The 13,131-nt window shown below is 54.6% G+C and carries 12 protein-coding genes and 1 tRNA gene; 6 read left to right on the top strand and 7 right to left on the bottom strand.

What is annotated here, in order from left to right; all coding sequences use genetic code 11:
• Positions 1 to 76: 76 nt before the first annotated feature.
• On the bottom strand, positions 77 to 1,888 hold the full coding sequence (locus B9Z52_RS03830) for a carboxyl transferase domain-containing protein (protein ID WP_369907848.1): 1,812 nt from the start codon (positions 1,886 to 1,888) through the stop codon (positions 77 to 79).
• 291 nt (positions 1,889 to 2,179) lie between these two features.
• Between B9Z52_RS03830 and B9Z52_RS03835 the strand changes: the two genes are divergently transcribed.
• From B9Z52_RS03835 to B9Z52_RS17570, 5 genes are read left to right on the top strand one after another with little or no spacing between them, the layout of a single operon-like run.
• Complete coding sequence (locus B9Z52_RS03835; RefSeq protein WP_158270506.1) at positions 2,180 to 3,445, top strand: TolC family protein; 1,266 nt, start codon at positions 2,180 to 2,182, stop codon at positions 3,443 to 3,445.
• Positions 3,446 to 3,450: 5 nt separating this feature from the next.
• Positions 3,451 to 5,655, top strand: coding sequence for a type I secretion system permease/ATPase (locus tag B9Z52_RS03840; protein ID WP_108412530.1), 2,205 nt, complete (start codon positions 3,451 to 3,453; stop codon positions 5,653 to 5,655).
• Positions 5,652 to 6,863, top strand: a complete 1,212-nt coding sequence (locus tag B9Z52_RS03845; RefSeq protein ID WP_158270507.1) for an HlyD family efflux transporter periplasmic adaptor subunit — start codon at positions 5,652 to 5,654, stop codon at positions 6,861 to 6,863. Before B9Z52_RS03840 ends, B9Z52_RS03845 begins: the two co-directional genes overlap by 4 nt.
• Positions 6,864 to 6,893: 30 nt before the next feature.
• Complete coding sequence (locus tag B9Z52_RS03850) at positions 6,894 to 7,550, top strand: helix-turn-helix domain-containing protein (RefSeq protein WP_108412532.1); 657 nt, start codon at positions 6,894 to 6,896, stop codon at positions 7,548 to 7,550.
• The gene (locus B9Z52_RS17570) at positions 7,538 to 8,257 is read left to right on the top strand and encodes a helix-turn-helix domain-containing protein (protein WP_146182780.1); all 720 of its coding nucleotides are present in this window, start codon (positions 7,538 to 7,540) and stop codon (positions 8,255 to 8,257) included. The genes B9Z52_RS03850 and B9Z52_RS17570 overlap by 13 nt, the downstream gene beginning before the upstream one ends.
• Before the next feature lie 14 nt (positions 8,258 to 8,271).
• On the opposite strand, the gene B9Z52_RS03855 is transcribed toward B9Z52_RS17570, so the two are convergent.
• A tRNA-Arg gene (locus tag B9Z52_RS03855) sits at positions 8,272 to 8,347 on the bottom strand.
• A 142-nt stretch (positions 8,348 to 8,489) separates the two neighbouring features.
• Between B9Z52_RS03855 and B9Z52_RS03860 the strand changes: the two genes are divergently transcribed.
• Positions 8,490 to 9,011 (top strand): cytochrome c5 family protein, encoded by a 522-nt coding sequence (locus B9Z52_RS03860; protein ID WP_108412533.1) that lies wholly within the window; start codon positions 8,490 to 8,492, stop codon positions 9,009 to 9,011.
• Between the two features lie 40 nt (positions 9,012 to 9,051).
• On the opposite strand, the gene B9Z52_RS03865 is transcribed toward B9Z52_RS03860, so the two are convergent.
• From B9Z52_RS03865 to atpD, 5 genes are all read right to left on the bottom strand, one after another.
• Positions 9,052 to 9,594, bottom strand: a complete 543-nt coding sequence (locus B9Z52_RS03865; protein WP_108412534.1) for a DUF2946 family protein — start codon at positions 9,592 to 9,594, stop codon at positions 9,052 to 9,054.
• On the bottom strand, positions 9,587 to 10,600 hold the full coding sequence (locus B9Z52_RS03870) for a YheT family hydrolase (RefSeq protein WP_108412535.1): 1,014 nt from the start codon (positions 10,598 to 10,600) through the stop codon (positions 9,587 to 9,589). Before B9Z52_RS03870 ends, B9Z52_RS03865 begins: the two co-directional genes overlap by 8 nt.
• A complete protein-coding gene (locus B9Z52_RS03875; protein WP_108412536.1) occupies positions 10,600 to 11,049 on the bottom strand; it encodes a nuclear transport factor 2 family protein in 450 nt (149 codons plus the stop codon). The genes B9Z52_RS03870 and B9Z52_RS03875 overlap by 1 nt, the downstream gene beginning before the upstream one ends.
• A 195-nt stretch (positions 11,050 to 11,244) precedes the next feature.
• Complete coding sequence (locus B9Z52_RS03880; protein ID WP_108412537.1) at positions 11,245 to 11,658, bottom strand: F0F1 ATP synthase subunit epsilon; 414 nt, start codon at positions 11,656 to 11,658, stop codon at positions 11,245 to 11,247.
• Positions 11,659 to 11,727: 69 nt separating this feature from the next.
• A complete protein-coding gene (gene atpD / locus B9Z52_RS03885; protein WP_108412538.1) occupies positions 11,728 to 13,131 on the bottom strand; it encodes a F0F1 ATP synthase subunit beta in 1,404 nt (467 codons plus the stop codon).

Raw genomic sequence — 13,131 nt, forward strand, 5'->3', positions numbered from 1 at the left:
CCGCACCCTGTGCGCGATGCCTGCGCCGCCCCAGCGCCTGAATCGCGCACAGGGTGCTGCTCCTACAGGCTGCGCTTCACCAAGTATCGATCGACAATGGCCCTGCAGCTGGCGCTACCCGCCCTGACTGCAGACCCGCCACCAGCCACTGGCGGGTGTCGGCGGGGTCGATGACGGCGTCGATCTCCAGCGTGGTGGCCATGTTCAGGGCACTGCCGTTGTCGTATTGCTGGGCCAGCAACTGGTCGAACAAGGCCTCGCGCTCGGAGCCTTCCGGCAAGGCTTCAAGTTCTTTGCGGTAACCCAGGCGGACCGCGCCCTCCAGGCCCATCGCGCCAAACTCGCCGGTGGGCCAGGCCACATTGCACAGCGGCTCGTGAAAGCCCCCTGCCGTCATGGCCATCGCGCCCAGGCCATAACCTTTGCGCAAGACCACACTCAAATAGGGCACCCGCAAATGGGCTGCCGCGATGAACATGCGCGAGACGTGACGCACCTGCGCTTTTTCTTCCATGTCCGGCCCGACCATGAAGCCGGGCGTGTCCACCAAGCTCACGATGGGCAAGCCGTGCGCGTTGCACAGCTGCATGAAACGCGCCGCCTTGTCGGCGGCATCCGCATCGATCGCGCCGCCCAGGTGCGAGGGGTTGTTGGCCAGCATGCCCACCGGACGGCCTTCGATGCGGCACAGCGCGGTGTGGATGCCCACGCCAAAACCAGTGCGCAGCATCAGCAGGCTGCCGACATCGGCGATGCCCTGCATGGCCGTGCGGGTGTCGTACACACGCAAGCGGTTTTCGGGCACCACCTGGCGCAAAGCCTCTGCTGGGGGGGCTTGCCCATCGGACTGAGCGCCTTGAAAAAACGAGAGGTAATGCCGGGCCGCCGCCACCGCCTGCGCTTCGTCGTCCACCAGCACATCGATCACGCCATTGCCGTGCTGCACGGCGCTGGGGCCAATCTGCTCGGGCTTGAACACGCCCAGGCCACCGCCTTCGACCATGGCCGGGCCGCCCATGCCGATGTTGCTGTCCTTTGTGGCGATGACCACGTCGCAGCAACCGAGGAAAGCCGCGTTGCCCGCAAAGCATCGCCCCGCCACCACGCCCACCACCGGCACGCGGCCATTGAGGCGGGCAAAGGCGGCGAAGGTCGTGAGGTTGAGCCCGGCCACGGTGGCCACGTCCACATCGCCTGGCCTGCCGCCACCACCTTCGGCAAACAGCACCACGGGCAAGTTGTTTTGCAGCGCGATGCCCAACATGCGGTCGGTCTTTTGGTGGTTGCGCATGCCTTGCGTGCCAGCCAGCACCGTCGCGTCGTAGGCCATGACCACCACGCGCTGGCCGTGGATCTGGCCGATGCCAGTGACCATGCCGTCCGCCGGGGTGTTGCGCATCAGGTCGTCGGCCGAGCGGCGGCGGCTTTGCGCGGCGACGGCCAGCGCGCCGTATTCGATGAAGCTGCCGGCATCGCACAGATCGGCGATGTTCTCGCGCGCCATGCGCAAACCCAATGCATGGCGCTTGGCCACGGCTTCTGGGCGCTGCGCATCTTGCGTGAAGGCCAGGCTCGTTTGCAGTTGCTGCAGATCCGCCCGCATCGCGCCAGGATCGGGTGTTGCGAAAGGTATGGCTCTGGACGCAGCATGGACCGATGAAGGCGCGGCATCGCGCGTTGCGATGAGCTGCAAGGTGCCCAGGGCCTCTCCCTCGTTGACCGACTCACCGGGCTGAAAGAACAGCTCATCCAAGCGGCCCGCATTCGGTGCCCGGATTTCATGCTCCATTTTCATGGCCACCACAATGACCAGTACATCGCCTGCGGCTACTGCATCGCCCGACTGAACGAGCCACTGAACCACCTGCGCCTGAAGGGGAGATCGGATGTTTTGCATCGGCTCATTCTCAAGGCAAGTGTCTTGAGCATCAGGTCAACTCAGAGACAAGGCATTTTTCAATTTCGCCGTCGCAAATCGCCATTTAGCGTACGCTAAATAGCGGATTTACAAATAACTTTTCGACTTGAAAATTGCACTTTTAATGTAATTGGTAATTGATCTTCGATGCATCAACTTGTTCATCAAAAACCGATTTGTCCGTTTTTGCCTTTTAAGGAACGCCAAATTGGCACATCTCTGATATTCGCGTTGACAGTTTTTGCACTGGCATGTGACAACTTGAGCGCACAAACTTTACCGCAAGTGGTGGAGCGCGCCTTGCAAGCCTACCCCTCAATCCAATCGGCCAATGCCAAGGCTCAGGCAGCACGCACCGAGATTGACAAAGCCCGAAGCGCCCATCAACCCCAAATTGGGATGACCTTGGCCAGCAACCACTATGCATCGGGAACAACACCCTCTTCAGTGGGCAGTTCAAGCCTATCACCCACAGCCAAAGTCAACCTCTGGTCTGGCGGAAAAATCGAAGCAGAGGCCACGCGCGCCGAAGCCCTGACACGGGCCGCCGAGTTCCAACGTGACGGGACCGTTGAAGATGTTGCCTTGCAAGCGTCCGAGGCTTATCTGAACTGGGACAAGACCGCTGATTTATACAGTTTGGCAGTGCGTAATCTGAATTCGCACAACGAAACATTGAGCGATATTCAAAAAATTTCTGCGGTGGATGTCGGTCGTCGGATTGATTACGAGCAGGCCTTGGTGCGCACGGAAAACGCGGCCTTGTCTTTACAACAACGCAAAGCCGATTTGGTCCAAGCCATTCAAAGATTGCGCCGGTTCTGGCCCGATGAGATGGACGCACGTCCCGTGGGTCTTGACATTGCCGTGTCTGAAAACGGTGTCCTGGGCCAAATCCCGATGAGCTTGCCTGCGGCCATGGAGCGGGTCAACGACGAGTTGCCCAGCTTGGCGCAATACAGAGCGCAAGTACAAGCCGCCGAAGCAGCAGTCAAGATGGCCAAAGGTCAGTATTGGCCCACGCTGGACGCCACCATGAACCGCCAGTTCAACAGCTCCACACTGCGCTTTGAAACCTTCACTCAACTTCAACTGAATGCGCCGTTGTTTACAGGTGGTGCCACATCCGCCTTGGTGGAAGGCGCGCAGGGCCAACTAAAGGCTGCGCAATTTTCATTGGACGAGGCCAGACTGATCGCCAAGGAGAAAGCTGCTTTGGCCTGGCAAGAATGGGCTTCAGCGCGCTCACGTGCGCTGGCCGGCACATCGCAATCTGATGTTGGCGACAAAGTGGTTGAAGCTTATCGCCTGCAGTTTCGTGTTGCCCGTCGTTCATTACTGGATTTGCTGAACATCCAGTCCGATGCATTCAATTACCGCAGTGCCGCACGCGCCGCTTTCCATGACGAACGGCTGGCGCGTGCGCGCCTATTGGCCGCTACCGGCGAATTGTCCAAGCGCTTTGCATCCGAACCCGGTCTTGTCATTCAGCCCGCCAAGCTCGACACCACTGATTTGAAAAATTGACCCACATGGCTGATCTCACTCCACTACCAGCTGGCGCCAAGCCACTTCAAGCTGCATCAGCTGGCACAACTGCCGCTGCAGATCCGATGTTGATGTGCATGGCCATGACCACAAAGCTTCTGTCCAAACCCGTACATGTACAGGTCCTGCGGTCAGGATTTGCATTGGACGCGCAAGGAAGGGTGCCCCTGGAAGCCTATCCCGATCTGGCACAAAAGCACGGATTGATGGCCGCATGGTCTCGCATCAAAGTTACAGACATACCGACGTATGTTTTACCCGTCCTGCTCCCACTTAAAGACGGCCGTGCCTGCGTCTTGCGAGACGTCGAAGGTGGCGATGCCATTGTGTTGTGGGCTGACTCAGGGATGGAAAATCAACGCATCTCGATATCCGAGTTGCAGTCATTGGCTCGCCCTGAGGTACTGGCCGTCAAACTCGCATCCAAGCGACACGACCAGACACTGGCACCTATGCACGAGAAGGCATTTAGCTGGTTTTGGGACACTTTGTGGCGCTTCCGTCACTTTTATGTTGAGTCTATGGTGGCCACTGTGGTCGCCAACATCCTGACACTGGCTTCTGTCTTCTTCACAATGAATGTCTACGACCGCGTCGTCCCAACGCAAGCCTATTCGTCCCTGTGGACGTTGGCCATTGGCACCTCTATTGCTATTGTGATGGAATTTGTGATGCGCTGGCTCAAAGCACGCTTGGTGGATTTGGGCGGTAAAAAAGCAGACTTGGCCATCAACGCCACTTTGCTGCGTGAAATCATGGCCATTCGCCTGGAGCATCGCCCGCAATCTGTGGGCATCTTCGCCAGTTCAATGCGGGATTTCGAATCGCTACGGGATTTCTTTTCTTCATCGTCATTGGTGCTCTTGGCCGACATGCCCTTCGTGCTGATGTACCTGGTCTTGATTGCCTTGGTGGCTGGACCTTTGGCCTTGGTGCCTGCAGCAGTCATTCCTGTCTTGCTCTTGATCGGCCTTTATTCACAAAAGCCACTGATAAAGGCCATGCGCGAAAACATGAAGGAAGCTGGCGATAAGCAAAGTGTATTGGTCGAATCAGTCCTCAATTTGGAACTCCTCAAAGCACACAACGCAGAGAGTTATCTGCAGCGCCGCTGGGAAATGGCCAACGTAGCTGGTGCCGACTCTTATAAAAAAATCCGCGGCCTGACCAACTGGATCATGGGCTTGACCACCGCCATCCAACAGTTGGTCACGGTTGTTATGGTCGTTGGCGGCGTGTACATGATCCATGCCAACCAATTGACATTGGGTGGCTTGATCGCTTCTGTGATTTTATCTGGTAGAGCAATTTCGCCTTTGGCCAGCGTGATGTCTCTGGCCTCTCGCTATCAACAAGCGTCATCCTCTCTTGAAACTCTTGACGGTTTAATCAAGCGCCCACGTGACCGAATCCATGGTCGAAATTATGTGATGCCCGAATCGATTGCAGGTCATCTGCAAGCTGATGATGTGGAGTTCGCTTACCCCGGTCAGCACAAAATTCCAGTGATCAAAAAAGTTTCCATGATGGTCCCTGCTGGCGAAAAAGTTGCCATGCTGGGCCGCGTTGGCAGCGGGAAAAGCACTTTGCTTCGCCTGATGGCAGGCCTGTACGCACCATTGGGGGGCAGCATCAAGCTCGATGGTCTGGACATGCAGCAAATCGAACCTTCTGAAGTACGCAATTGCATTGGTTATGTTGGACAAGATCCACAGTTGTTCATGGGCACTCTGCGTGAAAACTTGGTGTTGTCAGACAGTTGGATACATGACACCAAGATTAATGAAACACTCAAAACACTTGGCATTTATGACCTTGTAGCCAATCACCCATTAGGGCTGGATATGCCAATCACAGAAGCTGGCGGGGGTTTGTCTGGTGGTCAACGCCAGCTGCTGTCGATCGCTCGCATGATGCTGCGCAATCCTCAATTGGTCTTTATGGACGAACCAACGGCCAACATGGACCAAAACAGTGAGTTACGTGTGATCAGCGTGCTCAAGGATTGGTTACAGGGCCGTACTTTGCTCATGTCTACCCACCGCCCGCAACTGCTGGAATGGGTTGATCACATCGCCATCATTGATGCCGGTCAATGTGTCGCTATGGGCCCCAAACAAGAAATGATCAACAAGTTATCGCGTGGTATCGATGTCAATGCACCTCGCCCACATGGAGCGGCAGCATGAGCAATAAAATTTGGGGGGGCTCTGGCTTTGGCATCTCAACGGTTGAAGATGATGAACGCCGTGCCAGCAAAACCTTGATTTGGGCGACAGGGGCCACCTTGTTACTCGCTCTAGCATGGGCCGCTTGGTTTCAACTAGACGAAATCACGCGAGGTCAAGGCAAAGTCATTCCCTCCAGCCGTGAACAAGTCATTCAAAGCCTGGACACGGGTGTACTCAGTGAAATGCTTGTTCGAGAAGGCAGTGTTGTCGAGAAGGATGAAATACTGCTGCAAATTGACGATGCTCGGTCTGGTGCTGTTTTTCGTGAGGCCCAGGAGAAATTCATGTCCCTGTCTGCGCTGGCTGCACGTCTGAAGGCGGAGGTTTACGGCACACCCTTGAACTTTCCGGCTGAGTTGCGCAACGAGCCAAGTCTGATTCAACAGGAAACACAGGCTTATCACGCACGCAAACGTGCTTTGACCGAATCATTGCGATCTCTGGACAACTCTTTGGATGCCGTTACGCGCGAGCTGAGCATGACAGAACCGCTTGTAAAGCAAGGTGTCATGTCCGAGGTGGAATTGCTTCGTTTGCGTCGTCAACATTCTGACTTGATGGGACAGCGGGCTGAGCGTCAAAACAGGTACCTGACAGACGCCAACAATGAATTGGTTCGCGTGGCATCCGAATTGTCTCAAACCAAGGAAAACGCTTCAGCTCGTGAGGATGCATTTCGCAGGACAACTGTTAAATCGCCGATGAAAGGTATTGTCAAAAATGTACAGGTCACCACCGTTGGAGGCGTGATTCAGGCAGGTCAACCCATTCTTGAAATCGTGCCGACTGAAGACGAAATGCTGGTGGAAGCCTATGTCAAGCCCTCTGACGTTGCATTTCTTAAAGTCGGTCAAAAGGCCGTCGTCAAACTCACGGCCTATGACTTCAACAAATACGGCGGCTTGGAAGGCGTCCTTGAACACTTGAGTCCCGACACTTTGCGCGATGAGCGACAGAAAAAACCAGGCAACCCCGTCGAACTTGAAGAGGGTTTATATCGCATCCTGGTCCGCGTCAAAGAATCAGAAGGTCTGCGCAATGGCCTAAAACTCACACCAACACCCGGCATGACTGCCACCGTTGAAATTCGAACTGGCCAAAAATCTGTTCTTGAATACCTTTTCAGACCACTGCAAAGCGTTAACCAAGCGCTTCGCGAACGATGAGCCATCACTCTCTACATTTCAGGAGACCCCATGAGTGCTGAACAATCTTTAACTGCTGTTATGGAACCGTCCATTATTTTCAAACCTGTCGCAGAACCCAATGTTCCGCAGTTCTTGAGCACAGCTGAAGCTGCTCGAATGCTGGGTTTGTCGACAACTCTGGTTCAGACCTTGGTTGATCAAGGCGAACTCAAAGGGTGGAAGACACGTGGCGGACACCGCCGGATTTCTCTGGACTCCATTCAGGACTACCAAAGCACCTCACGCAGCAGCATGGGCATGTCCCTCAAGTCCAGTGTCAAACCGAGGGTCACTGTTGTTGTCGAGTCTGCCCAGTTGATGGAGCAATTGATGACTGCCAACGCCAACTGGACTATCCCGGTTGAAGTGACCTTTTTCGATTCCGTGACTGAGGCTTTGCTTGAATTGTCCAGCAAACGTCCCGATATGCTTGTTGTCGAAATGTCCATGCCTCGGGCGCAGCAAGAGAAAACCTTGCAAGCCCTTGAAAATTTCAACAACAGGGGGCGCTCTCCCTTGTCAGTTGTTTTGATCACAAAAGAAAAAGACTTGTTGTCAACCAATGCCGTGGGTTCAACGTCTTCTATCCAAGTCATTTCTGGTCCCATGTCACCGATTTGGATGCACGCTTATTTAACTGGCGTGGTCGCGTCATGCCAGATCTGAAATTCAATCCACTCTCCTGGCCCCCTGCATCAAGTCGTCAAAGCAATGCACTGGGTCACGCTCGAACGCTACAAGCGGCAAATCGCCAAGCTTTAAGGCATTTAGGCTTGCCGATTGAATCTACAGGTGATCCCAAAGGCCGAGTACTTCGCCAATTGCGATTGCATCAATGCATCGATCCTGCATGGCTTGCCACTGAAGCTTGCATGTCTTTGTCGCAGCTTTATGAACTGGAGGATGGTTCTAAATCTCGTTTTTACTCTGACTCATTGCGCAGGCAAGCGGGTCGTCGTGTCGCTCACCTTTTAGGTACTGACTGGGATCGCATACCCATAGGAGAATCGACGAAATTTAGCAGCTCATCAAATGTTGTTCTATTACAGCGTTCTTCTGGGTTCACCCCGCATACGCCTTCTCTTGCAGTACTTTCTGGTGATGCAATGGCACATACCACTGTATCGAATCTAAATACGGCTATAACTACCAGCGAGTTCAGCCCGTCTTTACCTGTTCAAATCATTTCATCAAGCCCCGCCGATGAGTGCTTGTTACGTGAAATGTCCGAAATGGAAGTTGCAAAAACGCCAGAATCCATCGGCAAGCGATCTTCTAGATGGCCTGTGTGGATCGCCATGATTTCGGTCATCGCTGCTGGTGTTGGTGCTGGCTATGTCTTCGTTCTGTACAGCCCTTACAGTCTGTATTGAGTCAACTAATAATTTGGTGCGGCTGGCGGGGATCGAACCCACGACCCTTGGCTTCGGAGGCCAATACTCTATCCACTGAGCTACAGCCGCATTGCTGTTCGCCTCTACATTATCTCACGGCTTGACTCTTTCACTTTGAGTTACACCCTCTGTGAAGCTTGGACAGCTATAATGCCGGGTTGATTCCGGTCAATCCATCAGGTCCTATGGACCAGCCTAACAAGAGGATGTCATGAGCGACAACAGCCACGATCACCACGAAGCCCACACCGGGCCGGTGAAAACCCCCAAGCAGATGCTTTTGCTGAGCTTGGCTTCTTTCATCATTCCGGTGTTCATCATCATCGGCTTGGTGTTTTATGTCACTTCAGCCAACAAGGAAGCACCCGGTGCCAGCGATGCTGAGCGATCGGTCGCTGAACGCATCCAGAAAATTGGTTCAGTTGAAATCCGCGATGCCAACCGTCCCTTGAAATCTGGCGAAGAAGTCTACAAAGCGCAGTGCTCGGCTTGCCACGCCACAGGCGCCGCCGGCTCGCCCAAGTTTGGTGATGCTGGTGCTTGGGGCCCTCGCATCAAGCAAGGCTTGGCCACTTTGACCAACTCAGCTCTCAAAGGCAAAGGTGCTATGGGTGCACAAGGCGGCGGTGATTTCAACGATGTCGAAATTTCGCGCGCTGCTGCATACATGGCCAACAATGCAGGTGCAAAGTTCGAAGAGCCCCAGGCACCTCCTGCTGAAGAGAAGAAGTAATATTTTTCTCATGCAAAAACCGGCTCTCAAGCCGGTTTTTTTATGCCTGGTCAAACTGGCTTTGTGGACTGAGCACAAAACCATATCGAGCCGGTAACGCCAATGTCTCGCATTCTTCCGGCGTCCACATTCCTATCTCAATCGCTTGTGCCACCAATTCAACATCGAGGGTGTGCACCAGACCCAAGCCCAGCGGTGTGTGCAAATAAACACGCCCTGCCTCATCGACTAGGCAGGCCAGCACGGTGCTGATTTGACCCGTATGTGCACTGGGCACGAATTGTTCGTCTAGGCGAAAGATGAACGGGGCAGACTCCAGTTCAACATAGACACGCTGCGGTCCATTCTGAAAATACCAGCACCCACGATCATCGACCTCGTAGTTGCGTTCAATGAAAGAAATCAGTTTTTCATGCAGCAACACGGAGCCTTTGGTGTTTGCCTGGTCACCCTGAAACGCCCCCAAGGCTTGTACCCGGTCATCTCGCATGCGCCAATGACCACGGCTGTCCAGTCCAAGCCAGCCAAAACAATCTGGCACGTTGGGCCATTTGGCCATGGCTTGTCGGACCATATCATCCATTGACATGCTCCCGTCGTTTCAAAGTTAGCCCGACCGCTTGCATGAGCCATCCGCCCACCGCATCGGGTAAACCTCGGACATGACCAGGCAGCACGCCTTGCGCAAATCCCACATGTCCCCCTTGCGCGGGTTGCCACAAAGTCACCCAAGGCGATACGTCTTTCGCTTGCGGCAGGCTGTGTGCGGGCACAAATGGATCGTTCAGTGCGTTCAGCACAAGGGCGGGTATGGTGATATTTTTCATCAAGGGCTTGGCCGAAGCCCGCCTCCAATAATCGTCTGTGTTTTTGAAGCCGTGTAATGGGGCTGTGAAGACATTGTCAAATTCATAAAGATCACGGGCTTCCAACAAGCGTTTTCTGTCAAACAAACCCGGGTATTGCGACCACTTGGCTAAAGCCTTTGGCTTCATGCTGCGCAAAAACATGCGCGTGTAGACCTGCCTGTTAAAGCCCTTGCCAATGGCCAGTCCGCTCAGTGCCAGATCAAGTGGCGAACAGATTGAAGCCACAGCATCGGCTGCCGCTTGTGCCTCGGTACCATGCTCTGCGGCCCATCGCATCAGTGCATTGCCGCCCAGTGAGACGCCGACCGCCATCAAAAACTGGCCATGACTTGCAACATGCTCACGCCTTAAACGCTGCAATATCCAATCAATTTCTGGGTGATCGCCTGAGTGGTAAGCACGTGGGGCTCGATTGAGTTCCCCACTACAGCCTCTGAAGTGGGGTACTGCAAAATTGACATCATGCTCTGCAGCCCAATCAGCAAAAGCTTGCGCGTAGTGACTTTGCGAAGAGCCCTCTAAACCATGAAACATGACCAAAAGAGGACGGCCCTCTCTGCGAGCATGCTGCCGATCGACATCAATAAAATCACCGTCAGGCGTTGTCCATCGCTCACGCGTCAGTGGCAAAACGATTGCCCGACGCTTTTGAGCACACACTGCGGCCCAAATGGTCTGCACATGCCCCCCGGGGAGCCAAAAAGGTGCACGCTCGAACATCAGTGAAAAATCGTTGGTTTTATACCTTGATCTGCGGCATCATGCGCGGTGCCAGGACTCGTGTGGTGCACGACCATACGCCAGCCTTGTGGTGTTTTATGATAAACATTTGTGGCAATCACCCAAGCATGCTGTGGTCCATTTTGACCAATCAATTCAACACGTTCTACAAGGTGGTGTACAGCGCAGGCTAAGGACTCTATCTTGTGGATCCGCTCTGGATAAGCTTGCACACTGCCCTTGGCGAACATGGCTTCAAACACACTGCGTACGGCCCCAGGGCCGATGATGCGTGGACCGCCAGGATGCACACAAACAATATCATCCTCTTCCGCCCAGCAGCTCATCAATTGCTCAATGTCGGCGTTATGCAAAGCCTCATAAAAAGCATGTTCGATGTCATCGGTTGTTCCGCCGACAAAGCTAGCTTGCATTTTTGCGCGTTTCATAGGCAACGGTTTGACTGTAAAGTTACTCTTCCAATTGTGCCGCCATCTATGATTCATCACAAAAAGAATTCTGCTCACTTTTGATTCTATGTACGCCTGCGTACGAATTCACAGTCAAAATAAAACCCGGTCACACACCTGTGCCGGGTTTCATGAAAAAGACACTTCGTATCCATCAAAGGATACATCGGCTTTTTATTTCTTGCGGTAACGACGCAAGGCAGACAACTGTGCGGCCAGCATGACCAGCTCGTTCTGAGCACGGGTCATGTCGATCTCACTCTTGGCGTTACGCAAGGCTTCTTCAGCCTCTTGCTTGGCCGCGTTGGCTTTTTCTTCGTCGAGGTCTTTACCGCGGATCGCAGTGTCGGACAGCACGGTCACGCAGTCAGGCTGCACTTCCAGGATGCCACCGGCCACGAAAACGAATTCCTCGCCGCCGTCAGCCGTCTCGATGCGAACCGACCCGGCTTTGATGCGGGTGATCAGCGGTGTGTGGCGTGGGTAGATGCCCAATTCGCCAGACTCACCGGGCAAGGCCACAAACCGGGCTTCGCCCGAGTAGATGGACTCTTCGGCACTGACCACATCAACGTGGATGGTGTTCATGTTTACTCCTTAAAAAGGTGCATTCAAGCGGGCACCGGGGGACTGATACAGCCGCCCCGAGGCACTGCTTTAAGCCGCCTTTTTGGCCTTTTCGAAAGCTTCGTCGATGGTACCGACCATGTAGAAAGCTTGCTCTGGCAGGTGATCGCACTCGCCAGCCACAATCATCTTGAAACCACGGATGGTTTCAGCCAATGTGACGTACTTGCCTGGGGAGCCGGTGAACACTTCAGCCACGTGGAAAGGCTGCGACAGGAAACGCTGGATCTTGCGGGCACGGGCCACGGCCAACTTGTCTTCAGGCGCCAAGTCGTCCATACCCATGATCGCGATGATGTCGCGCAGTTCGCGGTAGCGCTGCAAAGTGCCTTGCACAGCGCGAGCTGTTTCGTAGTGGTCTTGACCCACAACCAAGGGGTCCAGCTGACGGCTGGTGGAGTCCAGTGGATCGACCGCTGGGTAGATACCCAAAGATGCGATGTCACGGGAGAGCACAACGGTCGAATCCAAGTGAGCGAAGGTGGTCGCTGGCGATGGGTCGGTCAAGTCATCGGCTGGCACGTAAACGGCCTGGATGGAGGTGATCGAGCCGACTTTGGTCGACGTAATCCGTTCTTGCAGACGGCCCATTTCTTCGGCCAGCGTAGGCTGGTAACCCACAGCAGAAGGCATACGGCCCAACAAGGCGGACACTTCGGTACCGGCCAAGGTGTAGCGGTAGATGTTGTCCACGAAGAACAACACGTCTTTGCCTTCGTCACGGAAGGATTCGGCGATGGTCAGACCTGTCAAAGCGACGCGCAAACGGTTGCCTGGTGGCTCGTTCATCTGACCGTACACCATGGCCACTTTGGACTCAGGCAGGTTCTCGAGGTTCACGACGCCAGAGTCGGCCATCTCGTGGTAGAAGTCGTTGCCCTCACGGGTACGCTCACCCACACCAGCAAACACGGACAAACCGCTGTGCGCCTTGGCGATGTTGTTGATGAGTTCCATCATGTTCACGGTCTTGCCCACACCGGCACCACCGAACAAGCCCACCTTACCGCCTTTGGCGAACGGGCAAACCAAGTCAATCACTTTGATACCGGTTTCCAGCAGTTCTTGTGAGGGGCTCAGTTCGTCGTAAGCAGGGGCTTTACGGTGAATGGAAGCGGTGAGTTCCTGGCTGACAGGACCACGCTCGTCGATGGGCGAACCCAGCACGTCCATGATGCGGCCCAGTGTGGCTTTGCCCACTGGAACGGTGATGGCTTTACCGGTGTTGGACACGATCAGGCCACGACGCAGACCGTCGGAAGAACCGAGCGCAATAGTCCGCACGATGCCATCGCCGAGTTGCTGCTGCACTTCCAGGGTCAGCGCAGAGCCTTCCATTTTGAGTGCGTCATAAACCTTGGGCATCTGGTTGCGTGGAAATTCCACGTCGACCACAGCGCCAATACACTGAACAATTTTTCCTTGGGCTTGCAT

Source organism: Limnohabitans sp. Jir72 (genome assembly GCF_003063575.1).
Taxonomy (GTDB): Bacteria; Pseudomonadota; Gammaproteobacteria; order Burkholderiales; family Burkholderiaceae_C; genus Limnohabitans_A.

Excerpts from the sequence above, each read along its gene's own strand:
- B9Z52_RS03840 (WP_108412530.1), top strand. The coding sequence starts at position 3,451 with ATGGCTGATCTCACTCCACTACCAGCTGGCGCCAAGCCACTTCAAGCT.
- B9Z52_RS03845 (WP_158270507.1), top strand. The coding sequence starts at position 5,652 with ATGAGCAATAAAATTTGGGGGGGCTCTGGCTTTGGCATCTCAACGGTT.
- B9Z52_RS03850 (WP_108412532.1), top strand. The coding sequence starts at position 6,894 with ATGAGTGCTGAACAATCTTTAACTGCTGTTATGGAACCGTCCATTATT.
- B9Z52_RS17570 (WP_146182780.1), top strand. The coding sequence starts at position 7,538 with ATGCCAGATCTGAAATTCAATCCACTCTCCTGGCCCCCTGCATCAAGT.
- B9Z52_RS03860 (WP_108412533.1), top strand. The coding sequence starts at position 8,490 with ATGAGCGACAACAGCCACGATCACCACGAAGCCCACACCGGGCCGGTG.
- B9Z52_RS03865 (WP_108412534.1), bottom strand. The coding sequence starts at position 9,594 with ATGGATGATATGGTCCGACAAGCCATGGCCAAATGGCCCAACGTGCCA.
- B9Z52_RS03870 (WP_108412535.1), bottom strand. The coding sequence starts at position 10,600 with ATGTTCGAGCGTGCACCTTTTTGGCTCCCCGGGGGGCATGTGCAGACC.
- B9Z52_RS03875 (WP_108412536.1), bottom strand. The coding sequence starts at position 11,049 with ATGAAACGCGCAAAAATGCAAGCTAGCTTTGTCGGCGGAACAACCGAT.
- B9Z52_RS03880 (WP_108412537.1), bottom strand. The coding sequence starts at position 11,658 with ATGAACACCATCCACGTTGATGTGGTCAGTGCCGAAGAGTCCATCTAC.
- atpD (WP_108412538.1), bottom strand. The coding sequence starts at position 13,131 with ATGCAAGCCCAAGGAAAAATTGTTCAGTGTATTGGCGCTGTGGTCGAC.